General features: G+C 47.4%; 29 protein-coding genes and 1 riboswitch. Of the genes, 11 read left to right on the top strand and 18 right to left on the bottom strand.

The window, feature by feature from the left end:
* Positions 1 to 164: 164 nt before the first annotated feature.
* Entirely contained in the window at positions 165 to 1025 is an 861-nt protein-coding gene (locus tag HP401_RS27040) for a hypothetical protein (protein WP_173607263.1), read from the bottom strand.
* Positions 1026 to 1142: 117 nt separating this feature from the next.
* Between HP401_RS27040 and HP401_RS27035 the strand changes: the two genes are divergently transcribed.
* Positions 1143 to 1517: a YgzB family protein gene (locus tag HP401_RS27035; protein WP_012684798.1), complete on the top strand. Its 375-nt coding sequence runs from the start codon at positions 1143 to 1145 to the stop codon at positions 1515 to 1517.
* Between the two features lie 93 nt (positions 1518 to 1610).
* Here the strand turns inward: HP401_RS27035 and HP401_RS27030 are convergent, their stop codons facing one another.
* From HP401_RS27030 to nth, 3 genes are all read right to left on the bottom strand, one after another.
* Positions 1611 to 3344 (bottom strand): glycosyl hydrolase family 18 protein, encoded by a 1734-nt coding sequence (locus tag HP401_RS27030; protein WP_173607262.1) that lies wholly within the window; start codon positions 3342 to 3344, stop codon positions 1611 to 1613.
* A gap of 272 nt (positions 3345 to 3616) precedes the next feature.
* Positions 3617 to 4051 carry a peroxide-responsive transcriptional repressor PerR gene (perR, locus tag HP401_RS27025; protein ID WP_012684796.1) on the bottom strand — a complete coding sequence of 145 codons (435 nt, stop codon included), beginning with the start codon at positions 4049 to 4051 and terminating at the stop codon, positions 3617 to 3619.
* A gap of 154 nt (positions 4052 to 4205) precedes the next feature.
* Entirely contained in the window at positions 4206 to 4889 is a 684-nt protein-coding gene (gene nth, locus HP401_RS27020) for an endonuclease III (protein WP_012684795.1), read from the bottom strand.
* A 119-nt stretch (positions 4890 to 5008) separates the two neighbouring features.
* On the opposite strand from nth, the gene HP401_RS27015 reads away from it, so the two are divergent.
* Positions 5009 to 5920, top strand: coding sequence for a complex I NDUFA9 subunit family protein (locus HP401_RS27015; protein ID WP_173607261.1), 912 nt, complete (start codon positions 5009 to 5011; stop codon positions 5918 to 5920).
* A 39-nt stretch (positions 5921 to 5959) separates the two neighbouring features.
* Here the strand turns inward: HP401_RS27015 and HP401_RS27010 are convergent, their stop codons facing one another.
* Genes HP401_RS27010 through bcp form a run of 4 tightly spaced genes read right to left on the bottom strand, consistent with a single transcriptional unit; the run spans position 5960 to position 8863 of the window.
* Positions 5960 to 6508: a cob(I)yrinic acid a,c-diamide adenosyltransferase gene (locus HP401_RS27010; protein ID WP_173607260.1), complete on the bottom strand. Its 549-nt coding sequence runs from the start codon at positions 6506 to 6508 to the stop codon at positions 5960 to 5962.
* Positions 6509 to 6533: 25 nt separating this feature from the next.
* A complete protein-coding gene (locus HP401_RS27005; protein WP_142498337.1) occupies positions 6534 to 7295 on the bottom strand; it encodes a class I SAM-dependent methyltransferase in 762 nt (253 codons plus the stop codon).
* 9 nt (positions 7296 to 7304) lie between these two features.
* Positions 7305 to 8357, bottom strand: a complete 1053-nt coding sequence (locus HP401_RS27000; protein WP_173607259.1) for a M42 family metallopeptidase — start codon at positions 8355 to 8357, stop codon at positions 7305 to 7307.
* 35 nt (positions 8358 to 8392) lie between these two features.
* Entirely contained in the window at positions 8393 to 8863 is a 471-nt protein-coding gene (gene bcp, locus HP401_RS26995) for a thioredoxin-dependent thiol peroxidase (RefSeq protein WP_173607258.1), read from the bottom strand.
* A 156-nt stretch (positions 8864 to 9019) separates the two neighbouring features.
* On the opposite strand from bcp, the gene HP401_RS26990 reads away from it, so the two are divergent.
* Both HP401_RS26990 and HP401_RS26985 read left to right on the top strand, forming a co-directional pair.
* Positions 9020 to 9637 carry a winged helix-turn-helix domain-containing protein gene (locus tag HP401_RS26990; RefSeq protein ID WP_012684790.1) on the top strand — a complete coding sequence of 206 codons (618 nt, stop codon included), beginning with the start codon at positions 9020 to 9022 and terminating at the stop codon, positions 9635 to 9637.
* A 63-nt stretch (positions 9638 to 9700) separates the two neighbouring features.
* On the top strand, positions 9701 to 10339 hold the full coding sequence (locus HP401_RS26985) for an HAD family hydrolase (protein ID WP_173607257.1): 639 nt from the start codon (positions 9701 to 9703) through the stop codon (positions 10337 to 10339).
* Between the two features lie 52 nt (positions 10340 to 10391).
* Here HP401_RS26985 and proS read toward each other — a convergent pair whose 3' ends face one another.
* The 6 genes from proS to HP401_RS26955 form a co-directional block, all read right to left on the bottom strand.
* On the bottom strand, positions 10392 to 11858 hold the full coding sequence (proS, locus tag HP401_RS26980; protein WP_173607256.1) for a proline--tRNA ligase: 1467 nt from the start codon (positions 11856 to 11858) through the stop codon (positions 10392 to 10394).
* A gap of 313 nt (positions 11859 to 12171) precedes the next feature.
* Positions 12172 to 12783, bottom strand: a complete 612-nt coding sequence (locus HP401_RS26975) for an ECF transporter S component (protein WP_012684787.1) — start codon at positions 12781 to 12783, stop codon at positions 12172 to 12174.
* A 233-nt stretch (positions 12784 to 13016) separates the two neighbouring features.
* Positions 13017 to 13172, bottom strand: a riboswitch (FMN riboswitch).
* A gap of 413 nt (positions 13173 to 13585) precedes the next feature.
* Positions 13586 to 14383: an ABC transporter permease gene (locus HP401_RS26970; protein ID WP_375140441.1), complete on the bottom strand. Its 798-nt coding sequence runs from the start codon at positions 14381 to 14383 to the stop codon at positions 13586 to 13588.
* A 3-nt stretch (positions 14384 to 14386) separates the two neighbouring features.
* Positions 14387 to 15181: an ABC transporter permease gene (locus tag HP401_RS26965; RefSeq protein ID WP_087349779.1), complete on the bottom strand. Its 795-nt coding sequence runs from the start codon at positions 15179 to 15181 to the stop codon at positions 14387 to 14389.
* Positions 15174 to 16184 (bottom strand): ABC transporter ATP-binding protein, encoded by a 1011-nt coding sequence (locus HP401_RS26960; protein WP_173607255.1) that lies wholly within the window; start codon positions 16182 to 16184, stop codon positions 15174 to 15176. Before HP401_RS26960 ends, HP401_RS26965 begins: the two co-directional genes overlap by 8 nt.
* Positions 16185 to 16273: 89 nt before the next feature.
* Positions 16274 to 17116: a protein phosphatase 2C domain-containing protein gene (locus HP401_RS26955; RefSeq protein ID WP_254457205.1), complete on the bottom strand. Its 843-nt coding sequence runs from the start codon at positions 17114 to 17116 to the stop codon at positions 16274 to 16276.
* A gap of 150 nt (positions 17117 to 17266) precedes the next feature.
* On the opposite strand from HP401_RS26955, the gene HP401_RS26950 reads away from it, so the two are divergent.
* From HP401_RS26950 to HP401_RS26935, 4 genes are all read left to right on the top strand, one after another.
* Complete coding sequence (locus HP401_RS26950) at positions 17267 to 18553, top strand: glutamate-1-semialdehyde 2,1-aminomutase (RefSeq protein ID WP_173607253.1); 1287 nt, start codon at positions 17267 to 17269, stop codon at positions 18551 to 18553.
* 79 nt (positions 18554 to 18632) lie between these two features.
* Positions 18633 to 18773, top strand: coding sequence for a hypothetical protein (locus HP401_RS26945; protein WP_012684780.1), 141 nt, complete (start codon positions 18633 to 18635; stop codon positions 18771 to 18773).
* A 223-nt stretch (positions 18774 to 18996) separates the two neighbouring features.
* Complete coding sequence (locus tag HP401_RS26940; RefSeq protein ID WP_016742767.1) at positions 18997 to 19677, top strand: zinc metallopeptidase; 681 nt, start codon at positions 18997 to 18999, stop codon at positions 19675 to 19677.
* Positions 19678 to 19773: 96 nt separating this feature from the next.
* The gene (locus HP401_RS26935) at positions 19774 to 20607 is read left to right on the top strand and encodes a pyrroline-5-carboxylate reductase family protein (protein WP_173607252.1); all 834 of its coding nucleotides are present in this window, start codon (positions 19774 to 19776) and stop codon (positions 20605 to 20607) included.
* Here HP401_RS26935 and HP401_RS26930 read toward each other — a convergent pair.
* Positions 20586 to 21023, bottom strand: a complete 438-nt coding sequence (locus HP401_RS26930) for a hypothetical protein (protein ID WP_173607251.1) — start codon at positions 21021 to 21023, stop codon at positions 20586 to 20588. The genes HP401_RS26935 and HP401_RS26930 overlap by 22 nt on opposite strands.
* 308 nt (positions 21024 to 21331) lie before the next feature.
* Between HP401_RS26930 and HP401_RS26925 the strand changes: the two genes are divergently transcribed.
* The 3 genes from HP401_RS26925 (at position 21332) to HP401_RS26915 (ending at position 22441) form a co-directional block, all read left to right on the top strand.
* Positions 21332 to 21679, top strand: coding sequence for a cupin domain-containing protein (locus HP401_RS26925; RefSeq protein ID WP_012684775.1), 348 nt, complete (start codon positions 21332 to 21334; stop codon positions 21677 to 21679).
* 40 nt (positions 21680 to 21719) lie between these two features.
* A complete protein-coding gene (locus HP401_RS26920; RefSeq protein ID WP_254457204.1) occupies positions 21720 to 21938 on the top strand; it encodes an NAD-binding protein in 219 nt (72 codons plus the stop codon).
* A 149-nt stretch (positions 21939 to 22087) separates the two neighbouring features.
* Positions 22088 to 22441: a MoaF-related domain-containing protein gene (locus tag HP401_RS26915; RefSeq protein WP_173607250.1), complete on the top strand. Its 354-nt coding sequence runs from the start codon at positions 22088 to 22090 to the stop codon at positions 22439 to 22441.
* Between the two features lie 77 nt (positions 22442 to 22518).
* Here the strand turns inward: HP401_RS26915 and HP401_RS26910 are convergent, their stop codons facing one another.
* From HP401_RS26910 to HP401_RS26900, 3 genes are all read right to left on the bottom strand, one after another.
* A complete protein-coding gene (locus HP401_RS26910) occupies positions 22519 to 23064 on the bottom strand; it encodes a flavodoxin family protein (protein ID WP_173607249.1) in 546 nt (181 codons plus the stop codon).
* 194 nt (positions 23065 to 23258) lie between these two features.
* Positions 23259 to 24488, bottom strand: coding sequence for an MFS transporter (locus HP401_RS26905; protein WP_173607248.1), 1230 nt, complete (start codon positions 24486 to 24488; stop codon positions 23259 to 23261).
* Positions 24489 to 24604: 116 nt separating this feature from the next.
* Positions 24605 to 25825, bottom strand: a complete 1221-nt coding sequence (locus HP401_RS26900) for an MFS transporter (protein ID WP_012684766.1) — start codon at positions 25823 to 25825, stop codon at positions 24605 to 24607.
* Positions 25826 to 25845 lie beyond the last annotated feature (20 nt).

The raw sequence follows: 25845 nt of genomic DNA, 5'->3' as shown, positions 1-25845 counted from the left end.
TGTTTCGTCGCCCAGAGGCGACTTTCTTAATTTATCACATAACCACTTATAAAATCAAGTGTTTTTTAAAACTTTTTTCTCAGCCGTACTGCGTTAGCGCAGCAGCGACGTTTGTTAATATAGCATGGATCACAGACGAAAGTCAACACTAATTGAAAAGTTTTTTATCCCATTAAAATAAAACCTGTTTCTCTGTCGCCCTTTTCCCCATCCTTGCATACAATCTCTTGAATCAACAAGCGCTGAAGCATCTTATCTATCACAAGAGGAATCTCGATTTCTGCCTCTTGAATCATTGGATGATTCATCAGCTCTTCCAAACGCCAAGGCCCTGATTTCGTCTCCATGAGCTCAACCAGGTATCGAACAGATTCCTTTGTTCTCGATGCGATCCAAAATTCAATTGCCAGTACAAGTAGTTCAATTCGCTTCTCCAATGCTTCCGCATTAAAAGACAGCTCCTCATACAACTTATATATAGAAGGATCTATCTGTTTGACTTGCGTCCATAAAGCTGGCTGAGGATGATCTCCCGCTTCATATACAATGAGACGAGCCAAATAGTGAATCGTTTGAATGGCAGAGTGATGTGCATCCAGCATCATACCTTGCTGCAAAAACTCTTTTGTCTCGTGAAAAAAACGAAGGATTTGGGAATACTCCTTACAAATATGTTTTTTCTGAAGAGAAGATGACAAACTAGCCAGGCGCAGCTTCATTTGTTTCATATAATGCTCTTTGTCCCAAACAATTTCTGCCCTTCGAAGCATCTCGGCAAGTCGTTCATCCAAACCGCAAATGGCTCCCTTCTCCAGTTGCCACGTGCTGATTTGCTGCTCGATGATCACTTGTTCCTGAAATAGCATGCGACGGATTTTACCATCTGCTTGGGGCTCATTTACTACGACGAAATAAAAGATTCCCTCGCGAAATGGGACTAGCATATCCGAATCATTTAAAACAAGCACCGCTTGCACATCCAAACGCTGCTGGAGATTTTCCAGATACGTCTGCTTTAAAGTCATACCCTGTTCCTCCCTGCCCCCTGGGTTGAACTTATGGATTCTACAAGTCTTGTCGGTTTCCTGCTTGTCAACAGACAAATCCTTTGTATGCTATACTATAGGGTAGGAGGAATGATCATGAAAAATACAGAACGCCTGAGCAAGATCAAACGCATGCGCACATGGGGCAACTGGAGCATGGTAATCGGCATTTTGCTGATGTATACAGGGTACGCATTTTTTGCAGGTTATTTGGACTTTATTCCTTTACTTGGAAACCTCTTAAAAGGCTCTTACATTTTTATGACGCTGCTTTTGATCATCGGGTTCATTCTGACAATGGGCAGTACAGTCTTGTTTATGATTTCCGGGATGGTCTCCACTTCAGCTCCACAGGTGCAATGCCCTTCATGCCAAAAAGTCACGAAGATGTTGGGAAAAGAAGACGCCTGTATGTTTTGTGGACAACCTTTACGCCTAGAAGACGGACATCCTCAGCAAAACCAGACATAATATGATTCCTTTCAACTATACGTAAAAAGCCACCTGCCAATTCCCCAGCATTCGGGGTGCAGGTGGCTTTCTTTCGTGAAAGCTGTCTGTCTTTTATTTCAGAGTCTCGTCAATTGCTTCCCAGATCTCCGGCACCTCAAAACCTCTGCGCCAAGAAGCCACACCCGCCAAGTCATACTTATTAACGATCTCCATACGCTTCTTCATTGACGTCACATCTTCTATCCACATTTTATAGACATTGCCATCATTCGGATCTTTATACTCCACGTAATGTTGACCTGAAGCTTCATCCATAACTGGCGTCAGCTTGCGTTCGTTGATCCATTCCTGCGCTTTCGTCATGGAATAAGCTTTGGAACTCACCTTCACGGTTCCATCAGCCTGCTTCGCTTCCGTCCATAAGCGTGTGTAAAACGGCACACCCAGCAACAGTTTTTCGTTAGGGACTTCTTCCAGCACTCCTTGCAAGCCCCGCTCCACCCATGGCAATGATGCGACGGAACCAGCTTTTGGACTCGCTGCCCAATGTTCATCATACGTCATCACCGCAACATAATCGACGACTTCGGCCAACGCTTTCCGATCCAGGAACATGGACCATTGCTTCGCGTTTGACTTGATCGTCACATCTATGGTAAGGGTCAGTCCTTGCTGATGGAGATACGGCGTCAGCTCGCGAACAAACTGTACGAGCTCCTCTTTCTCTTCTAAATACACGTTTTCAAAATCGATGTTGATGCCATCGAGATCGTATAGATGAGCGTAGTACAGAAGCTGGGCAATTAATTGATCTCGCTTGTCATAGCTACTGAGAACGGACTTGGTCCAATCTGGATTAAACCCGTTTGTAACAAGCCCCCAAACTTTGTAGCCTCTCTTATGGGCCCATTTGACGTATGCAGGGTCGGCCCTATTCAATAGTTTTCCTTCTGCATCCTTCATTTCAAACCAAGTAGGTGAAACTACATTTACCCCTGGTAATGCACCAATTTTTGAAACATCCGGATTTTTACTGACGACGTGCTCCCATACGAGGTTGATCTTTCCCTCAGGCTTCCAGGCAGCGTGTTGTTGTCCGGTAGCAGTCGTATGCTCCAGCTGGACTTTGCGCACATCAGTCATTCCAATACTTTTCTCTGAAATGAATCCTCCTACTCCCGAAGCCGTCAAAACGTGATACCAGTTTTCCTTTTTGCCAAGAACGTCGACAACTTCACCCGCAGACAGCTCTGCTACAATCGGAGTTCGGTGAGAAGCACCAGTGCGGACTGCTTGTTTTTCCTCCGCAGCGATTACTTTCGCTTGCTGAATTTCATAGCCCTCTTTTTCGACGACCAGAACACCCGTGTCTGCTTTTCGCTCAAAAGAATACGGGTACAGCTTTTCCAAAGGATCTAAAGGGACATAGCGTGTGCCGTCGACCTCTTTCACCGGAACGAGTAAATCCACAGGTTTTTTGTTCAGATAAGCGACAACTTCTCCGCTCTCCATCCGAAGCACCTTATCCTTCGTCGTGACGATAACGGAACGTGTAGGTTCATCCCAAAAAATCGCTGGATCAATGTTTTCTTTAATGAAATCAAAGGGCAACAACATTTGCTCTGATTCCAATAAATACGTAGACTCTTTCCGCGAGCCTTCGTATACAATCACATTTTTATCACCATCATACGGCTGCACATGCTCAGTTGAGGCACGGAGTACAAAAAACCAGTAAATGCTGCCAAAGATTGCCAACAAGAAAAAGCTTAATAAAAACAACCTGCCAAAAGCCCTTCTTTTTCTTCGTCTTGGTCGCAGAGCTCTACCTGCCCCCCTGCTCATAATCTCCACCTGCTTCCCGGTACATAAGCCTGTCTTCTGACTTGGGCTGTATGATTTGACTCATTATTTCGATCATAGCGTTGGTTCAATACATTCACAACCTTTTGTATTCTGGTAAATCACGGACAAGCTTCTACCAAAAAGAAGACGTACGAGAAGCCAAAAGGTTACAGATATCGACAGAAAGGGTTATGTCCTCCAAAAACAAACACCTCCTGCATCACCGGGATTATCCGATTCAAGCAGGAGGTGCTCATCCATCAAATACATTCTTAGTGGGGATTCTTTTGACAGGAATCACAAACGCCATAAACTTCCATACGATGTCCGGTTACTTTGAAGCCGATGTCCTTGGAAGCAGCTACTTCTGCATCCCGCAAATACGGAAAGTGGAAGTCACTGATTGCCCCACAGGTGGTACAGATCGCGTGATAATGATCTTCTTCCACATTGGCATCGAATCGGCTGGACGCATCCCCGTAAGTGAGCTCTGTAACCAATCCAGCATCTTTAAAGACTCGTAGATTGTTGTAAATCGTTGCAACGCTCATATTCGGGAATTTGCCTTCAAGGGCTTTATATATTTCGTCAGCCGTCGGGTGAGTCATCGTTTCCAGCAAATAGGTCAAAATTGCATGGCGCTGTGGTGTCATGCGAACCCCGGTATTCTTCAGGATTTCAACAGCTTTCTCCACACGTTGTACCATCTTGTTACACCCCACAGTCTTTCGCAAGACAAAAGAACAAGCTTCTCTAATGTCATTGATTAGAATTACTATAAATAAGTGTACGTCTAGTCGGCGAAAACTGTCAATATCCATTCATTCGATTTGAACAGAAAGAAGTGGAAAATCAAGTTTTTTACTTTGCTTTTGCAGGCTTTTTGGTTGCAGGTTTTTTGGCTTTTTTGGCTTCAGCCTGTGCAAACTTACACATGGATTGAAGTGTACAGCTACCGCACTGTGGATTGCGCGACGAACATACACGTCTGCCGTGCCAGATTAGCCAATGATGTGCATCCGTCCACTTCTCTTTCGGAATGCGCTTCATGAGCTGACGCTCCACTTCGTCCACATTGTCGCTATTCGCAAGGCCTAACCGGTTTCCTACGCGGAATACATGCGTATCCACCGCAATCGCAGGAATCCCGAATGCATTAGACAAAACGACATTTGCAGTCTTTCTCCCTACCCCCGGCAATGCTTCGAGCTCGGCATGCGTTTGTGGAACTTCGCTATTGTATTTTTCGTACAAGATTCTACAGGTCTCTAAAATGTTTTTACTCTTATTCTTATACAACCCGAGCCCTTTTATATGCTCTTCCATTTCTTCCTGTGTCAAATGAAGGTAATGCTCCGGCTGGTTTAGTTGCTGGAACATGGGTGCGGTAATCTCATTCACCCGTTTATCTGTACATTGGGCCGAAAGAATGGTCGCAATGAGAAGTTCAAACGGGGTTGTATAATTCAATTCACAGTGCGCATCCGGATAAAGCTGCTGCAAATTATCCAAAATGTCGGCCACAGGTACTTTGCGTTGTGCCATAAATATATCCCCCTTTTCCCTACATTATACCGCCTTGGTCAACACAGCGATCGATAGCACCGGAGACTGCAACTGTTGTACAATGAAATCTGGAAGTATTTAACGGGAGGAGGTTTTCCATGAAAGTATTCCTGACTGGTGCCACAGGTTTTGTTGGACGAGGTATACTCGAGCGCTTGCAGGCAGAAGGATATGAGACGGTTTGCCTCACCAGAGCTGGTTCAACAGGTAATCTTCCCTTCACCGAAACCGCAAATCCACATGTTACGGAAGCAACTGGCGATTTATTTGATAAAGAATCATTGATGAGAGCAATGCAAGGCTGCGATGCTATCATCCACCTCGTTGGAATTATTCGCGAACAACCGGGGAAAGGCATTAGCTTTTCTCGTATCCATGTAGAAGGTACAAAAAATGTACTGGACGCCGCCAAGCAAGCTGGAATCAAGCGCATTGTCCATATGAGTGCTCTTGGTGCACGCAAAAACGCCACGAGCGCCTATCATCGAACCAAATACGAAGCAGAGCAGCTTGTGCAAACAAGCGGTATTCCGTATGTCATTTTCCGTCCATCTGTTATTTTTGGCCCTGGGGATGAATTCGTGAACATGCTCGCCGATCTGGTGCGGTTACCTGTCACACCAGTCATTGGTGATGGCTCTTACCCTTTGCAGCCAGTTGCTCGCAAGACGGTGGCGGATGTATTCGTCCAAGCCTTGAGCAGACCGGAATCAACCAATCAAACCTACGAAACAGGTGGACCCGAACGGCTCTCCTACGGACAAATTCTCGATACGATTGGCGAGGCCATTGGAAAACGAAAGGTCAATAAAATCCACATTCCCCTCGCTCTCATGAAGCCTGTGGTAAATATGATGGAGAGATTTCCATTTTTCCCGATTACCAACACGCAGCTCACTATGCTGCTAGAAGGAAACGCATGTAAGGATGGAAAGCTTCTCTACGAGACTTTTCATACAGAGAAAATCGATTTTCTGCCGGGAATCACCTCTTACCTGCGTACCAAATAAAAAGCGGAAGCCCCCTGCTCGATCCCAGGGGGCTTTTGCCTATTCATGCAGTGTTTTTTCTACTGCACCTGTCCCTTTATTAATATGACGAGCTACAACGAACAGATAATCGGACAGTCGGTTGAGGTATTTGACCACGGACGGGTTTACCTGCTCCTGCTGTGCCACATGAACAGCTTTGCGCTCTGCACGTCGGACGACCGTACGCGAAACATGGAAGGCAGCCGCAGCTGGATGTCCGCCAGGCAAAATAAAATTGGTGAGAGGCGGCAACTTTGCATCTAGCATGTCAATTTGCTCTTCCAGAAAAGTAACGTCCTCTTCTGCAATCGGCCAACCGACCTTCTTGCCTTCTGGCGTCGCAAGCTCAGCTCCTACATGGAACAGCTTTGTCTGAATGACATGGAACACATCCTGCAATTCCTTCCATTCTTCTGTCGCAGGCAACAGAGCCAGTGCCAATCCAATCTGCGAGTTGGCTTCATCGCAAGTACCGTATGCCTCTACACGGTCCGCAAACTTAGGCACGCGGACACCTGCAACCAGTGACGTCTCACCTTTATCCCCTGACTTTGTATAAATCTTCATTCCATATCCCCTCCACAGGTTCCGTTTACAAAGCCTCTGCGACCAGAATCAATTCTGAGCTATTTGCATCAAAAGGCGTCTTTGCAAAAGAACCGTATCGCTGTGTAACCTTCAAACCATTTAAACGAAGCAGATGATGGAGCTCCGCAGGGAAAATGTAGCGGAGGGTAAATCGGCCCTTCACCCGTTCCGTCACAACTCCCTGTGCATCCGTACGCTCGTATATGCGTGTCACTTCGGACAGTTGCTGAAAGTGGTCATAGCGGGTGTAATCCCACATCGCAACCTCTTCTCCTGACGGGAGTGGATAGGTGCCACGCAAGGACATTTTTTCATTTTCTTCGTAAAAATGATGGATCTTGGGTACAAACACGTTCATGATGAACTTCCCGCCTGGAGCCAGATGCTTGCGAATGCACGTTAATGCCTTCATTTGCTCTTGAACATGCAAAAGGTGCAAAAACGACCGAAAAGGAATCATAATCAGTGAAAATGACTCCTGCAGATCAAAGGCGCGCATATCCCCTTGCAATAGCTTCAAGCCGGATGTCACACCTTGTTCCTCAGCCTTTACCTGAGCCCTTGCCAGCATATCCTGGGATAGGTCAATTCCGGTAACGTCGATGCCAGCCTGCGCCATAGGAATGCTGATTCTTCCGGTGCCGCAAGCGAGATCCAGCACTTTGCCGCCTGCCAGCTTGGCTTGCTCCAGATAGAACTCAACATCACCCGTAACACCGCGTTGCGTGAGGTCATAGTAGTCAGCCCATTGATACATATTGCTCATCTGGTCCTCCTATGCTTGCATTTCTTTCGATTGAAGGTAGGCCATCACGAGCTTTGCCGTGTTGTCGAGCGCTTCTTTATGTGTACGTTCATGGGAGTGGGAAGCATCTACTCCCGGTCCAATCAAGCCATGGACAACGTCATATCCGGCTCTCAACGCAGCACTTGCGTCAGAACCATAGTAAGGATAAATGTCCACTTGGTAGTTCAGACCGTTCGCTTGTGCGAGCTTGGTCAGATGGCTACGCAATCCGTAGTGGTAAGGTCCTGTGGAATCCTTCGCACATATGGACACGCAATACTCATCTGTCGTCTGACCGTCCCCAATCGCTCCCATGTCAACAGCCAGGTACTCCACCACGTTGTCAGGGATGCTGGAGTTGCCACCGTAGCCGATCTCTTCGTTATTGCTGATAAAAAAGTGCGTGGTGTAAGGCAGCTTCAAGCCGGATTCACTCAGTTCTTTCAGAACCCCCAGCAGCACAGCTACGCTTGCTTTGTCGTCAATATGGCGGGACTTGATAAAGCCACTATCCGTTACCGTCACTCGCGGATCAAAGGAGACGAAATCTCCAACGGAAATCCCAAGCGCAAGGACTTGCTCTTTGTTTGTGACCTTTTCATCCAGTCGAACTTCCATGTTCGCCTCATTGCGCTCAGCTTTCCCCGCTTCTGAGCTGTAAACATGCACGGAAGCTTTGGTGGACAAAATGGTACCGGTTACAAGACGACCGCTGCTAGTCTCTACAACGCAGTGCTCTCCTTCAATCGCATTGAATGCAAAGCCGCCGATCAAGGTCAGCTTCAAGCGCCCGTTGCTCTTTATTTCCTTTACCATCGCGCCCAGCGTATCGACGTGAGCGGTCAAGAGTCTTGCCTTTTCGTTATTGGCCCCCGCTACTGTTGCAACGATTGCCCCTTTGTTTGTCCGTTTATAAGAAACGCCAAGCTTTTCTAACTCTTGTGCAACCCAAGCCATTACTTTTTCCGTATTCCCGGATGGACTTGGGATGTTCGCCAATTGGCAAAAGCTTTGTACAACATATTCCGTGGATACACTCATCTGTATTCCTCCATTTGCTCATTGCGAAATAAACGTTAGGATTGAAGCCCTTCCTTAATAAATTGAAGCACTTCCTGCACATGTCCTTTGACCTTTACTTTTGGCCATACCTTTGCGATATTGCCTTCTTTGTCGATGACGAACGTGGTGCGTTCTATACCCATGTACTCTCGTCCGTACATTTTCTTCAACACCCACACACCATAAGCCTCAGCCACTTGATGATCCGGATCGGCCAAAAGTGGAAAAGGTAATTCGTGCTTCGCGATAAATTTATCATGCGATTTCACAGAATCCGGACTGATTCCGAGAACAACTGTATTCAGCTCAGCAAAGCCCGAATGGAAGTCACGGAAATCACATGCTTCTGTGGTACATGTCGGCGTTTGGTCCTTCGGATAAAAATAGAGTACTACATTTTGACCATGAAATTGGGAAAGTGAGAGGGTCTGATTGTCGCTCGCCTGCAAAGTAAATGCAGGTGCAGCTTGTCCTACTGCCGTCAAACTTTTCCCTCCTCTCGATAATATCCTGTTTTTGCTGGTCCCATTTTACCACAATCTAGTAGTGACTTCATCCGCATACAAGTTGCGCTTTGATTCAGAAAAGGATAGAATAAAAAAAAATAAAATTTGGCCTAGTCAGTTGGATGGTGAATTCGCATGAAAGAGTTTTATGAAGTAACAGATCCAGAAGCGCTAAAATCGCTTGCTATAGCGGAACGGGTTAAAATTTTGGAACTCTTTGAAGATTTGGAGCCCAGAACGGCCAAACAAATCGCTACAGAACTAGGCGAAAATGCTGCACGGCTACATTACCATGTGAAGGAGCTCGTGCGTGTTGGGCTGCTCGAGCAAGTGGATACCCGGGTAAAAGGCTCCATTGTGGAGAAATATTATGAGCCTGTTGCCAAGGTCATTCAGGTCAAGCTCCAATTGATGATCGAAGAAAACGCTCAACAATTAAGTGATGTCATGTTCACTCCGTTTCGTACTACGGAAAAGGACCTCATGCGAACTCTCAATCGCTTCGTCGCAAGCGACCAAGATGTTAGGAAAGAGTATAAAAATACGTTCGCTTATAATTTGACTGAATTTTATTTGAGTCAAGATGAACGTAATCAATTTGTCGAAGACATCTCTGAGCTGTTGCAAAAGTACAAAGGGTTCAAAAAGGAATCTGGTCGTCGAAAATTCAAGTTTTTCGACACCCTGTTCCCATTGACTCCAGCTGACCCAACAGATGATTCAGATGATCCTTTTGATGATTCGGATGAGTAAGTCACCAAGAAAACCATCAGATACGATGGTTTTCTTTTATTTTCTAATCAAAGGAGGACTCCCATGCGGACAATCTTGTTTGATTTCGACGGCACAGTTGCCGATACTCTCCCCTTGATCTTCACCGCTTTTCGCTCTACCTTTCAGCAGTTTTTACAAGAGCATTATACCGACGAGCAGATTGTAGCTCTCTTTGGCCCCACAGAGACAGGCATTTTGCAAAACAAGCTGCCCTCCCATGTGCATGACAACGCCCTCGCTCATTTTTATCGTGTATACACAGATGAACACTCTCGTATACAAAACCCGGAAAATATCCGAAACATGCTCGATGAACTACACACAGCCGGTATCCAAATGGGGATCGTGACAGGAAAAGGCCGCAAAAGCGCTGATATCTCCCTCCGAGAATGGGGATTAGACAAGTATTTTTCCGTCGTAATCACAGGGGATGAGGTCACTAATCCGAAGCCACACCCAGAGGGGATTTTTACCGCTATGAAACAACTAGGCGCTACACCGGAGGACACCATTTTTGTAGGTGACAGTGATGCCGATGTGTTGGCTGGTCGTGCCGCTGGTTTGCAAACAGTCGGTGTGGATTGGCTTTTGGTTACACAAAAGTCGGGAAAATTCGCTCCCGAGCCTGACTACCACTTTACGGATGTTCGAGCTTTTACTGATTGGATACTCGGACGCTAGATGAAAAAAGGGTGTGCCCTGCCGCCAAAGCGTGGACACACCCTTTGTTTGATTAATACGCCCTACCGAACCAGACACTATGCTGTGACTCTTTGCCGCAGCAAATGCAGGATTTCTTTTGTACAGGAGGCTCAAACGGGATGTTGCGGGAGGTGAACTTCGTTTCTTCCTTGATCTTCGATTCACATGCATCATCCCCACACCAGCCAGCTAATACCCATCCACTCGTTTTGTTTCCGCTCTCGTTTTTGGCAATATGAGCGGATAGCTGCTCCAGTGTATCGATCCCCAAATGGGAGTTCTCATCCCGAAAGGCTAGCGCTTTTTGGAACATATTTTGCTGAATCTCTTCCAACAGTTGAACAACCGTTTGCGCGATACCTTCAAGCGAAACCGTCACCTTCTCTCCTGTATCTCGTCGAGCCAAAATTACTTGACCATTTTCCACGTCACGCGGGCCGAGCTCCAGACGCAGAGGAACCCCACGCATTTCCCACTCATTGAACTTCCAGCCTGGCGTTTCTTCGCGAAGATCAGCACGGACACGCACACCTGCAGCCTTAATCTCGTCAAAGAGTGGATCAAACGCCTCCATGACCTTCTCGCGCAGCTTCATCGGACCGACTGGGATCATAATCACTTGTGTCGGAGCCATGCGAGGTGGCAACACGAGACCACGGTCATCGCCATGCACCATGATCATCGAACCAATCAGTCGCGTAGAGGTTCCCCATGATGTGGTGTGAACGTACTTGAATTGATTGTCACGATCCAAAAACTTGATTTCAAAGCCGCGCGCGAATTTATCGCCCAAATAGTGCGAGGTGCCCGCTTGCACTGCTTTGCCATCCTTCATCATCGCTTCAATGGAATACGTGTCGACAGCACCAGCAAAGCGTTCACTTGGTGTTTTTTGTCCCTTCCAAACCGGAATGGCTAGCTCCTGCTCGACGACCTCTCGGTAAATCTCTAGCATTTGCATCGTTTCCTGACGAGCTTCTTCCTCTGTCGCATGTGCCGTGTGACCTTCCTGCCAAAGAAATTCTGATGTCCGCAAGAACGGCATCGTCCGCTTCTCCCAGCGAAACACGTTTGCCCACTGGTTGATTAATACAGGCAGGTCACGATAGCTCTGAATCCATTGGCTATACATATGTCCGATGATCGTCTCGGAGGTTGGACGTAGCGCGAGCTTTTCCTCTAGCGGCTCACCCCCGGCCTCTGTTACCCAAGGCAGCTCGGGATTAAAGCCCTCGATATGCTCTTTTTCTTTTTGAAAGAAAGACTCGGGGATTAGCATCGGGAAATAGGCATTGCGATGCCCTGTCTCCTTGAAGCGCTTATTCATCACCTCTTGAATTCGCTCCCATAGCTCGAAGCCATCCGGCTTGAACACGATGCAGCCGCGTACTGGTGTGTAGTCCATCAAATCCGCCTTTTTGATGGCATCAATGTACCAACGCGAAAAATCCTCCGATTGCGGTGTAATTTCTTTTACAAACGCTTTGTCCTCTTTCATCCGTCTACGCTCCTTTTTGTTCTTACGTAAAATGCAAAAAATCCCCCATCCCAAAAAGGGACGGAGGATTAACTTCCGCGGTACCACCCTGATTGACTACAGCAGACGCCATAGCCCTCTCAATAACCCGATAACGGTGGGCATCCGGCTCAGTTCTTCACCAGCGGCTTCAGGATGGGGTGCAGTTATCCTTTACGTATCAGCCTTCCAGACTAGGGCCGACTCTCTGTCACGTGGGTATAGCTGCGGGTCCTTTCATAGCCTTTTATGACTTTCTATTAAGTAAACATATTAGCGAGTCATGTCGTGGTTGTCAATTGTTGGTTCGCGCAGCGATTCTGGAGCCGAGCTTCACGTAGATCGGATATGCAACCACTGAAATCATAACACCTTTGAAAAGATTGAATGGTACGATTCCGTACAGAACCAATGACCAGATACTTGTCGCATTGAACATGGACAAGAGCTGTTCAATCGGCATTTGATAAAGCACAGCGTACGCAGGCAACAGCACATAAGCATTCGCTACAGCCATGACTATCGTCATCAAAATCGTTCCTAGAGCCAGACCAGTCAGGAAGCCTTTTTTGCCTTGGCCGAGACGCTGCATGTAGACAGCCGCAAAAATAAAGCTTGATCCTGCTACGACATTTGCGAGCTCACCGATCAACAGACCGTCTGTATTTTTGAAGAGCATATGCAGTGTATTTTTCAGTACCTCGATAATAACGCCAGCTACAGGTCCGTACATGAGCCCCCCGATCAATGCCGGGAGTGTACTGAAGTCGAGCTTCAAAAAGCTTGGCATCAGCGGAACAGGAACCTCGAGATACTGCAGAATAAATGCAACCGCCGCCAGCATGGGAATCGTCACCAGCTTTTGGGTTGCACGTGTGCGCGAAGAATGCAGCGCTGTTTCTTTCATGTTTACCATCTCCTCATTGTTCTACTCCTTCTTGAGGAATGGCAACAGTCGTTGTAAGCTCACACGTCTTGTTACACAAACAGAATAAACCCTGTGGCTAAAAGTTCCACAGGGCATTTGCAAGCGTATGACAAACCATGCGCAAATAAAAGGTACAAGAAACAAGAGGGCTGGCCTCTACGTTCTCATCCCGTTTGCACAGGCAAACAAGCACGTGTGATAAACGTACTGTCGTCATCCTTCTCCCATCCAGACTGTACTGTCGGCTCTGGAATCACACCAGATCCTGCACTCCGTCGCTACCTATCAGCTCGGGAGGCTCGCGGGCTTAACATGCATAAAGCATGATCACCGCCGGTCGGGAATTTCACCCTGCCCCGAAGGAATGTGTAGTTGTATACAGCATATTATACTGCTGTTTTTTGATTTGACAATAGAGGAAACTGCCAGCTCGACACTTCTTGTTTATTTTTCCGATGAGTTTAATGCGAATAAGGCTCATCCCCATTTAAAAGGGGGTGAGGCCTGTGGTAACGAACGAAACACTCGGACTGCTTTTCAGTTTGGGTTGTTCCTGGTCGCTTTAATCGGCTTGGTTGTTACCTTGACCAAAAAGAAATAGACCGCCCTTGAGTTCACCAGCTCTGCGGTCTATTTCACACCAAGAATTGAGCCGCCCCCTATGCGGGAAGCGCCTATTGTATCGATCGTTCCGGTTGCAGCCGGGACGGTCGTTTTTTACTTTATGCTTCTATATCTCGTTACATCTAATATTGCAACATCGATTTCGGATTATAAATCATCAAGAACCAGCTCCCCGATATTTCGTAACACCCCAGTTCCAAACAAGAAGCCCAATCCCGAAGAAAATAACAGCAACTACCGGCGTCATTGCCGCATACGTGTACCAGACTTCCTTGCGTAAAAAGTAAGCCGCTGGATAAACACCCACGAAGGCAAACGGCAGCACGTAGGTGAGCACAAAGCGAATAGCCTTGTTGTACACATCTACCGGATAGCGCCCATATTGCTGGATGTTGTAAATCATCGGGGCAATCCCTGTTCGCGAGTCGGAAAAGAAGCTAACCGCAGCAATCGCGGTATACACGCCACCGTAAATCAGTGCCCCACTGATCGAGAGCCCGATAAAGATGAACACGTCGTACCAGTAAAACGACAAATCGAGTTGAACGGCAGCATACCCCATGATGATGATTCCGGTTATGACGCCAAAAATGCGGTCAGGCGCAATCGACTCGAGGCACACCTGCGCCAGATTGTGAATCGGTCTCGTCAGGATGCGATCCATCTCGCCACGGATGATATACCGTTCATTGAAGTCCCAAAAACCGAAGAACATCGAGAACAATGCGTATGGAACCAAAAAGAAACCATAGATAAAGATAATCTCGTCACGCGTCCAATCCCCCATCAGCGGAACATGAGTGAACACAACAACAATAAAGACGAGATTGATCAACTCAGAAACCAGATTGGACACAAAATCTCCGAGAAAATCCGTTCGATAGGCAAGTCTCGTCTTGAAATACTGGCTTAGGTAGTCGGCAAAAATACTAAAAATATGTCTCATGTTTTGCATGCTCTACCCTCCTTGCACAACCAGCTTGTTGCGGGCAAGACGCCACATCACCAAGATGGGGACCAGTATGACAAACATCCAGATGAACTGAAAACCGATCAATTCCCAAGAGCGTTCCGTTGAAATCGCACCTGTGAAGATCAGGCTCGGATAGTAGTTGACCGCCTGGAATGGAAGATAGCCCATTACCGTTTGCGCCCAACCGGGGAAAAAGCTGATCGGCAGCACGAGACCAGACATCAGATCCACTACGACCCGCTTGGCGCGCATCATGCCATCGTTTCGGAACAGGAAGAAAGTCAACAAGCCTGTCACCAAATTGATTTGTGTATTGATCAAAAACGCACACATCAAGCTGAGCAAATAAAGCCCCCATCCGGTCGCTGTAGCCGGGAAGCTGAACGGAATGATCAGGCTGATAAGAAAGATTCCTGGACCCGCGAAAAAGAGAAAGCGAAAGATCCCTTCCCCAAACGCCTGCGCCGTTTTCACGGACAAGTAATTATAGGGGCGTATCATTTCGATCGCGACCTTGCCTTCTCGGACGTCCTGGGCTATTTCTGTATCGATGTTGTTAAAATAAAACGCCCGTGACATCCAAGCAATCGCGACGTAGGAAGTCATCTGTTCCACCGTTAGCCCGCCCAGCTGCGGCTGGCCTCCGTATATCGCTCCCCATAAAAAGTAGTACGCACCGATGTTGATCGCGTAGATAATGATCCCGCTGTAATAGTTCACACGATAGGCAAGCATCGTCAAAAACCTCATGCGGATAAGTTCCATATAAAGCTTACGCATGGCTGGCTACCTCTTGGTCTGAGGAATAAATGTTGCGAACGATATCCTCTGTGCTCGTCTCCTCGATTTTCACGTCACTGACTTCAAACGATGACATGACCGTCGACAAAACAAAGGGCAGCATTTCCTGACTTCGCGCTACTTTTACATTGAGGGTAAAATCATTGATTTGCTCGATCTCACAAGGCATCTCTCCCAATGCCTGACGGAGTGCGGCTGCGGAAGTGCGCTTTTTCATTTGGAAGGACACCTCAGTGCCATTGCCCCATTTTTCCTTGAGGTCATTCAGCAAGCCATCGAAGATCAGCTTCCCTTTGTCCATGACAAGCACACGTTTACAGAGAGCTTCGATGTCTGACATATCGTGAGTCGTCAACAAGATCGTCATATTTTCCGTCTCGTTCAGATTGCGGAGAAACTCACGGATTTTTTGCTTAACGAGCACATCGAGTCCAACTGTCGGTTCATCGAGAAACAGCAGACGTGGCTTATGAATCAGCGAAGCAGCCACTTCACAGCGCATCCGCTGTCCGAGACTCAGCTTGCGCACTGGCTGACTGACGAATGGAGTAATTTCCAGCTCCTCAATCAAACGCTCCAGCCACTTTTCTCCTTCTGCTTCGTCAACCTTATAAACGCTTTTCAATAGACGGAAGGACTCTAGTGGAGATAGGTCCCACCAAAGCTGAGAGCGCTGCCCGAAAACAACTCCGATAGAACGAACATACTCTTCCCGCTGCTTGAAAGGCACGAAGCCGTTAATGACGATTTCGCCATCGCTCGGAGTTAAGATACCGGTCAGCATCTTGATCGTGGTCGATTTCCCAGCACCATTTTCCCCAATCAGCGCGAACATTTCCCCTTCCTCTACTGTAAAGGAAAGGTCATCCACTGCTTTTACCGTCTTGTACTCCCGACTGAACAAATCACGAAAAGCACCACCAAGGCCCGGTCTGGACTGATGGATGCGGAAATCCTTTTGTAAATGATTTACTTGAATCATGGAAAACCGTCCTTTTTTCTTCGCTTAAATACCATTTGTAGTGTATATGAGCTAATCGAATTGTGCAAAAGGTAAACTGCATCAAACTGTTAATGAAGAGAAAGGATCATGCCCGTTTTGTCGTCAGACTTTTTGAAGCGAATATAGTGGATGCATTCGGGATCGTTGTTTTCTAGAGAAATGAGCTCGTCTGTATAACGTTGCAGCCCTTTATGTACGATCGGCAGCACCGTTTCTTCCCACTCCGGCTGTGCTCCCCCTAAAGCTCTCGGCATGAACAGACCGTCCGTTGCCAGCACCAACGCCTTCACGCCAACCCGATTCATGCGTCCATACTCGATAAAATTCCGACAGGCAACATCGCCATTCAACACACCGTAGCCCCCTGGTCCATTCGCCTGATAGCGGTTATGGATCAAGATGCCCATACATCGTTCGTACAGCTCTGTTCGGGTACACAATCCTTCGGTGATTCCTTCTTCCCACTTCGCCAAGGCCGCCTGTTCCAAATGGCTGACTTGCGTATGGGTCAGGGGTCTTACCATGTCATCATCATAAACGGCAAATATCATGCAATCTCCCAACTGCGCGTACTCGATTTGGGCATCTTTTACACGGACGACTGCACAGGCCGCTCCCCACAATGCTTCCTTTTTCTCAAGATCGATGCCGCTTTGCCTCATCTGCTCCCGAAGTGCTTCGTTTATCATCTCCATATAATCGTGCAAAACTGCATCCTCAGGGATTGCTTCCAGCTGCTTTTTTATAAGCTCAGCCGCGATAGCTCCGCCTGTCTGTCCTGCTGCGTTCTCATACGGGACCAGCGACGTAATGCCATCGATGACCGCATACACATGCTTGACCTGCTGAATCACATAGGCGTCCTCATTGCTTTTGCCGCTTCCTTTCATGGAGATGCACTCAAGTTTCATGATGCTCCCGCCTTTACCCATGGAGTGATTTGCTTGAAAATTGTATCATTTTTCCTTTCCTTCATCTATAGCTCTCCGTTCATATCCAGTTGTTGAAGTGCTGTGGTAAGATAATGAAGGACTTTTTCCAAAAGAAAAGAGGGAACATGCATGAAACGTGAACGATCCGCGCAACTGCACGAGCAAGCACTCGACGTCATTCTAGGCGGGGTAAACAGCCCTTCCCGCTCTTTCAAGGCTGTAGGCGGGGGAGCACCCGTAACGATGGAACGTGCCCAGGGCGCGTATTTCTGGGACGTGGACGGCAATCGATATATTGACTATTTAGCAGCATATGGCCCCATCATTACTGGCCATGCACATCCACATGTGACCAACGCGATTTGCGAAGCTGCCACCAACGGAACCCTTTACGGTACGCCTACTCCATGGGAAATTACCTTTGCAAACATGATCCGCGAAGCAATTCCTTCGATGGAGCGCATTCGCTTCAACAACTCCGGTACAGAAGCAGTCATGACCTGCATTCGTGTAGCACGTGCTTATACCGGGCGTGTCAAAATCATCAAATTCGCAGGCTGCTACCACGGCCACTCTGACTTGGTCCTCGTTGCTGCGGGCTCCGGGCCATCTACCCTAGGGATTCCGGACAGTGCAGGCATACCACAAAGCATTGCCAGCGAAGTCATTACGGTACCTTTTAATAATATCGAGGCATTCGCAGAAGCTATGAGTAAATGGGGAAGCGAAACGGCTTGCGTCCTCGTTGAGCCGATTGTCGGCAACTTCGGTATCGTAACGCCTGAGCCTGGCTTCCTGGAAGAGGTTAACCGCATTACGCACGAAGCGGGCGCACTTGTCGTCTACGATGAAGTCATCACGGCCTTCCGCTTCTGCTATGGCGGAGCACAAAACCTCCTTGGAGTTGAGCCTGATCTGACTGCATTGGGAAAAATTATCGGCGGTGGTCTGCCAATCGGTGCTTATGGCGGTCGTCGGGAAATCATGGAGCAGGTCGCGCCACTCGGACCTGCGTATCAAGCAGGAACAATGGCTGGTAACCCTGCTTCCATCCGTGCGGGAATTGCCTGCCTGGAGGTATTGAAGCAGCCGGGCGTGTACGATGAATTCGAAAGACTGGGCGCTATGCTTGCGAACGGAATCATCGAAGCGGCAAACAAACACGGCGTAACCATCCAGCTCAATCGTGTAAAAGGGGCATTGGCTGTTTACTTTACGGACGAGCCTGTTCATGATTACGATGCAGCTCAGAAAGCGAATGGAGAAGTATTTGCTCGCTTCTTCCAGCTGATGCTGAACGAAGGTGTTTGCCTGGCACCATCTAAATATGAAGCTTGGTTCGTGACGACAGCTCATACAGAAGAAGACATTCAATTCACCATCGCAGCTGTAGACCGCGCCTTTTCTCAGCTGTAAACCATTCCCACGTCCTTTCGCATCCTTCCGTGGAAATAATAAGCCTGTTCGCGATTATGTTTTCGAGGAGGATATTTCGGTGTCCAAAGGTGAAAAATCATATCCGCAGGCTCCTGAAAAGACGTTGGATTCTAAAATGAGCAGTAAAATGCTCGAAGTGAAGGGCTTTCAAACCCCGCGAAAAACCGAGCATCATAAAACCCAAAATCACGACAGATAAGTATCAAAACAGACACATTCTCAATCATACTGACGAGGAATGTGTCTGTTTTTTTGGCATGCGGCAACATTGTCAATAATGGTCAGAGAATGTACAATAAATTAGTGAAACTGCCATAGGACTTATTCGTATACATGAATATGGGACAGAATGTAGTAGTAAGGTTACATGTATGGCTTAGCAACATTCGTTTTCATAGATTACAACGAGGAGTGAGTGTGGAATGTTTTTCCATCCTATGGATTTCTTGATTCTGATTGCATTCGGACTGTCGCTCTGGGCACAGTTCCGTGTGAAAGGAACTTTTAACAAATTCGCCGAAGTTCCTACCTCCTCCGGTCTAACCGGTGCAGAGGCCGCCCGCCGCATGCTCGATGCCAACGGCTTGACGAACGTTCCTGTTCAACACATCCCAGGTACATTGACCGACCACTACGACCCGACTGACCGTGTCGTACGCCTGTCTGATCCTGTATACTTCGGCAACTCGATTGCCTCTCTGTCCGTTGCTTGTCACGAGGTTGGCCATGCGATTCAGCACAAGGTCTCGTACCCGATGCTGGTAGCTCGCCACCGCATTTTCCCAGTAGTCAACCTGGTGTCCGGTGTGGCGCCATTGCTGCTGTTGGCTGGTTTCTTCTTTAAAATGGCTGGCCTCTTGTTGATCGGGATTATCTTCTTCTCCGGAGCAGTTGCCTTCCAGCTCGTCACACTGCCTGTCGAGTTTAACGCAAGTAGCCGTGCAAAAGAACTGATGATCAGAATGGGCTTCATCCGCAATGAAGAAGAACGCGGCGCAAGCAAAGTACTGGGTGCAGCCGCTCTGACGTACGTAGCTGCCGCTCTGATCTCTGTTCTGGAATTGGCGAAGTATATCATGATTTTCCGAAGCTCTGACGACTAATCTGTTAAATGAAACATCAAAGGTACAGCTCTCTCACATGGGAGGCTGTACCTTTTTTCATGAGCCTACGTTACAATAAAACGGGGGGTTTTGCACATGCGAATTGGAATCATTGGACTAGGCAGTATGGGTCAAATGCTGGTGAAATCACTCTGTAAAAGCGGTGTGATCCAGCCCGAGCATATCACCGTCTTCAATCGAACAAGAGAAAAGGCTGAAAATCTGCAAGCATCACATGGCATTCTCATAGCCGAAAGTGCGCAAGAGGTGTGCGACCAGGCAAAGCTGGTCTTTCTCTGCACAAAGCCACTGGATATCCTGCCTGTATTGCGTGAGTTGTCTATCCCTGAAAGTGTACATATCGTTTCTGTAGCAGCAGGTGTTAGCATCAAGGATTTGGAAATCGTCCATGCAGGTGCTGTGAGCAAGGTAATTCCTACCGTCACTTCGCAAGAGCTGCATGGTGTATCTCTATTTACATGCAGCAGTCGAACAAGTATAGAGGATCGCAATGAGCTTCTCACCCTCCTGTCTTCCATTAGTCAACCACAGGAAGTATCCGAAGTCGAGATCGAAACAGCGACGATCCTCACCAGTAGTGCCCCAGGACTGATCGCAGGGATTCTTGATTCGTTCGCGCAGGCTGCCGTTCGCAAAACACCAGAGCTTGACTTGGATACTGCGAGAAGCATGCTGGTGGAAACGATGCTGGGAACCGCTCTTTTGCTCAAAAACGAACAGCTTAGCTTCGACCAGTTGATCGAGCGTGTTGCTACCAAAGGTGGCATTACCGAGGAAGGCTTGCGTGTTCTGGACAAGACGCTTCCTTCTGGATTTGACGAGTTGTTTGCGATGACAGAATCCAAGCACGCTGCTTTGAAGATACTTGTCCAACAACAAAGTACAGTTTACAAGGGACTACACAGGTAACGGTGTGACGGGAGGTATACTGCCCGCCAGATTTTCCATGTAATGTTCATCTTGTCGCTGGTGGCTTCCACAGTAGTAACCAGCAAATCCAGCACTCGCCGCTTATCGTCAAAGCTGACGGTTTCCCATGTGTCCAAGTACCCGGAAATTTGCTGTACCTGTTCCGGGCTGATGGTTTCCACCGTCAATTCCGCAATCTCTTTGACAAGAGATTGCTTGTGGCTGTCCAGTTCCGCTATCTTCACATTCACATAGGAGAGCAGGACATTGTTTGCCCCGGTAAGGCTGTCCACCAGCTTTTCAATTTCGCTGTCCACACGGACAAGCTTCACTTGCAAGGCGGTGATTTTCGGGTTACCCTTTGCCGCCTTTTTCCGTCCCGTCAGTGTCTTGTAGCTTGCCAGCTTTTTTACCATCTACTGATAGGCAAGGGCTTCCAGTTCGGTGGTGTAAATCTTCCCGCAGCCGATACAGCAAGTCGTTGTGATGTGCCGCCAGTTGGGAATAGACTATACAAAACTGACGCCGGAGGAATTTCAGACATTGATTAACATATTGAAAAAATCCAAGCATCTGAATATTCCTAAAGGCAAGCGAAGGATGAAACGGAAATGACAGGGTTGGATTTATGTGGTAGAATGAGTATTAAGAGGGAACAGAAAATTGTAGAGCTGAGTTGAACTAAAAATTATTTATATAATGCAAATTGCAAGGAGGGTAACATATGTCAAATTTATTTCCAGAGCCGATTAGCAACCTTCCAGAAGCAGATATGCCTTTTTCCAATTATCAAGCATACCTTTCCCAAGGAGAGAATCACCAAATAATTTTTATGCAATTTAATGAGGATATTGATTTGCCAGAACACTCGCACGAAAGTCAATGGGGCATCGTGCTTGAAGGCAAGATTGAATTAACCATAAATGGTGTAAAAAATATTTATACTAAAGGCGATAGGTACTTTATTGAAAAAGATGTAAAACACTCCGGAAAAATATTTGCGGGCTATGCTGATATTACTTTTTTTAATCAAAAGGATAGGTACAATACAAAGCTGAAAAAGCAAAAATGAACAGCTTGTGTAGATGCCGGTTATGAGCATTATATGAAACTTGCAAACATTTGAAGCAAGGAATGGGAAATCAGGCCGCTACGCCTATCCAGCTGCCTTTGCCCTGAAGCATATGGCCAAGGACCTTCGACTGGCGCATGAAGCAGGCGTTTCTACACCATTGGCGGAATCCGTCAATGCCACCTATCGTCATGCACTGGAATCAGGGCTGGGTGAGCTCGATTTGATGGCGATCCTGCGTCACCTTGGTGGAAAATAGTTTTCTAGATTAGACTGACCCTACATAAAATAACAGCGGCTACCTAAGACCTGAAAATAACGTCTTAGACTGGCCGCTGTTTTTTTGTATTCCACGCAGAGCATACGCCTACATTTGACATATATTGCATACAAAAGGAGGAGTATGATATGCATTATTCAAATTTTCAATATGTACAATACAGTCATCGACTCCCTTTATACGCTGGTAAGACCTTTCGCTACGATTATGATGATGGCAATGTATTTATCATTCATTTCTTTGACGCTACTCATCGACATGATGAAGGGATTGCTGGACCGCATAAAGGATTCCAAGGTTACTATACATTCAATTACGTAGAAATAGCTCCTTGCGTTTACTTTATGTATTGGCTGGAAGAAGTCTACACGGTCAGCCAGGTTGCTGATTTTAATCGAATGCTGGTCTATACCCATTATACCTATGATGCACAGGGTGTTCGAAGAAGTCTGTTCCATTCTGGTACCATAACCGAACTTTGATAGCTTCACCTCCTAATTCGTGAAAGATGACAAAGCGAAAGACCGGAATTGCTTCCGGTCTTTTGTCGTACGATCCGCTATTGTTTGGCCTTCAGCCACGCATTTAAAATCTTTGCTTCCTCTACTGCCCGTTGATCTGACAATACATCACCGGGTTTGTTACTTTCCCCGATGATATAGCCCGCAAATGGCATTCCGACAAAAGAAAAAACATACTGAAACTGCTGAATAAGTGGCAACCCCTTCAATCTGGGCTGGTCTCCGCCAGTCGTAATGACATATGCTTGCTTTTTCCCGAGAGATTCTTTGAAGAAATAACGCTTGTCTCGCAAGCTCTGCGACCAGCGATCCACATAGTTTTTCATATGCCCCGACATGCCGTACCAATAGATCGGTGTAGCGAAAATGAGAAAATCATGGGCGAGCACCGCTTCCGTTACTTCATCGTAATCATCCGTGACTGAATCGAAGCCTCCTTCGTCATGCCTCTGGTCGTGAATCGGGCGAATGTTTTTCTCTCGCAGACGGATACTGGTGTGCTGCACGCCTTCCAATGCTACATTTGTCAATTGCTCCGTATTCCCTGCGTCTCTTGAACTACCATGTAATACGAGAATGTTCATGTGCTCACCCATCCTTACTCCTAATGTTCACTCCTCTTTATTGTAGGGAGAAAATCTAGCTTACTCAAACCTTAAACAATAAATGTCCCTTATTTTACGCTGATGAGCGGCACCGTTACCCACAGCACAGCAATCTTCAAAACAGGCTGCCTTACCAGTAGAAAAATCTACGGATAAGACAGCCTGTTTCATGTTTAATTAACGGAAACCCCACTAGTATGATCCTTCTGCTTTTTTTGCAAGCGCAACGCCAAAAGAAAAGCGATGAGTAGCAATCCAGCAGATACATAATAAACAGCCCGGACTCCCAGCCATTCAGCGATAGCACCCATCACTAGGGCAGAAGTACCAAAAACGAGTAATTCAATCGTCACCTTTGCTGACAGGACATAGGGCAGTACTGATTCCTCCGTCTCTTGCTGCAAAAGCGTCTGCTTGCTTACATGCACCATTTCCAAAAACGGTCCCAACGCAAACGAAAACAACAGTGCCACCAGAGCGTTCGTACTACTGCCAAAACAAAAGGTAAAAAATCCGACGCCAATTGTACCGCAAATGATCCAACGAAATAAATGACGCCGCATCCGCTCCGCATACATCAATAGCAGCGTCCCACCCGCAATGGCTCCAAGCATGTAACCGGCATTGATATAGCCCCACCATTCTTCTCCTTGTCCAAGCACATTGAGGACAAATGGCAGCATAATCGCAGCGATCCACACACCACCGGACAAGCCGATCACGACATCCATCGCGACCAGCAGTCGCAGGACAGGTACATCGCGAATGGCTTTCCATCCAGTGAGCCAGTTGGTTGTCGCCCCAGCTGCCTGTTCTTCTCGCAGCTTTTCGCTTGCCGGTGCTATGCCTGTCATCGTGATCGTTGCCACTATATAGGCACCAACCGTCCCCCACAGAACAACACCCGCTCCCAACCACGAAACGAGTAATCCGCCTGCGGCCCAGCCAGCAAAATGAACCGTTTGATCTGAGGTGGCAAGCAAACCATTCGCTCGCATCAGATCTTCTCGTCCTACCAACTGCGGCACCATGGCGTTTCGTGCAGGGTTTGCCCATCCATCCATAAAGGCGATGGTTGACCCCAATCCGAACAACAGCCAGATCCACTCTCCCTGCTCTCCCACACCGCTGCTGACAGCTAATGAGGCTATAGCCAAAAGTATCGTCTTCAAGCCTTGCGACAGCACGAGCATGCCCGTCAACGACAAACGCTGAAACACTAGCGGAGCCAACAAGCTGCTCACAGATTGCGAAGCTACGATGACAACCGGTATGAACGCCGTGTACATGACAGAACCAGTTGCAGCATACATGACCGAAATAAACGCGACAATATAAAATACATCCCCAAGGTTGGCCAATGTCTGACCCGCCCAGAGGCAAATAAAGCGTCGATGCCACATAAAGCACACCCTCCTGTCGGTTCAGGACCAGCCTATACGTCCTGATGGAATATGAAGTTATTCACACCGACTCGCCGTCACAATGGAGGTGCACCTCTTTTCGCGAAAATTACCTTTTATTCTATTCCAGAATCAGGATGCTGTACAGATTTGTTTCGGAAAAAGCTGTAGTACACCCAGCCTGCGTTAATAAACAGGAAAGCACTCGTCATGTAAAAAACTCCGCTAATGCTCACATAACCTGCCAAAAAGCCGCCAATCATCGGTCCAAGCATGCTGCCAATACTGACAAAGCTATTGTTATATCCGTAGACGCGACTCACCATATGTACAGGTGTTGCTCGCCGTAGCAAAGCATTGACGGATGGGAGTAATCCTCCCAGGGACAAGCCTAATAAAAATCGGAGCGCGACCAATTGCCATACCGTATGTACGAGACCTTGTGGAATGAAGATGATTGCGGCAGCCAAAAGCGAGAACAAAAGCACCTTTTGCGAGCCGAACCGATCTCCTAAACGCCCCAGCTGTGGGGAAGCAAAGACATTTGCTACCCCCATGCATGCCTGGACAATTCCGGCCCACAACGCTACCTTTGCCCCTTCTGAACCGAGCAACTGCGAGATGTAAATCGGCAGCACAGGGATAATGCTAAACAACGCAAACTGGATCATTACGGTTACAAAAAAGAGCGCCGGGAGTTCTTTGGAAGAAAAGATCATCTGAAAATCTTCACGTAGACTCGACTGTTCCTTTTTTTCAGGTGGAACAAAATTCTCTTTCACCGTAAACGTAATGACCAAGGTCGCCAGTAATAATACGCAACCAGTAATTACAAAAATCATCCGAAAGCCGATCTTCTCTGCAAGAACACCGCCAAAGAGCGGTCCCATAATAGTTCCGGCCGTAATAAAAGACTGAAGCAACCCTGTTGCATAGCCAATTCGTTCTTTGGGTACAGAGGATGCTACTAATGCGGTACTGGCAGGGATGATTCCACCTACGAGTCCATTAAGCAAACGAAGAGCCAAAAGCTGCCACAGACTTCCCGCAAAACCGGTCATTGCCATGGTAATGGACATAAAAAATCCCGAACGCAGAATCATAATCTTGCGCCCGTGCTTATCGGCCAAATTTCCCCAAATAGGCGAGACGAGGCCCGCCGTCAAAAAGTTGGCTCCAAAAATAATCCCCGCCCAAGCCGTGACTTGATGAGGGTCTTCAATTCCGAAATCCTGCTGAATGTAAAGCGGTAAAAAAGGCATGATCATGCTCATCGCCACCATGACGAAAAACAACGATCCACAGAGCACATATAAATTACGGCGCCATATCTCCATCGGATTTCCTCCAATCCCAT

Origin of the sequence: Brevibacillus sp. HB2.2 (genome assembly GCF_013284275.1) — a bacterium.
GTDB classification, from domain to species: Bacteria; Bacillota; Bacilli; order Brevibacillales; family Brevibacillaceae; genus Brevibacillus; species Brevibacillus brevis_D.
Note: the sequence above shows the minus strand (reverse complement) of the source record. Positions and strands in the feature narration are given on the sequence as shown.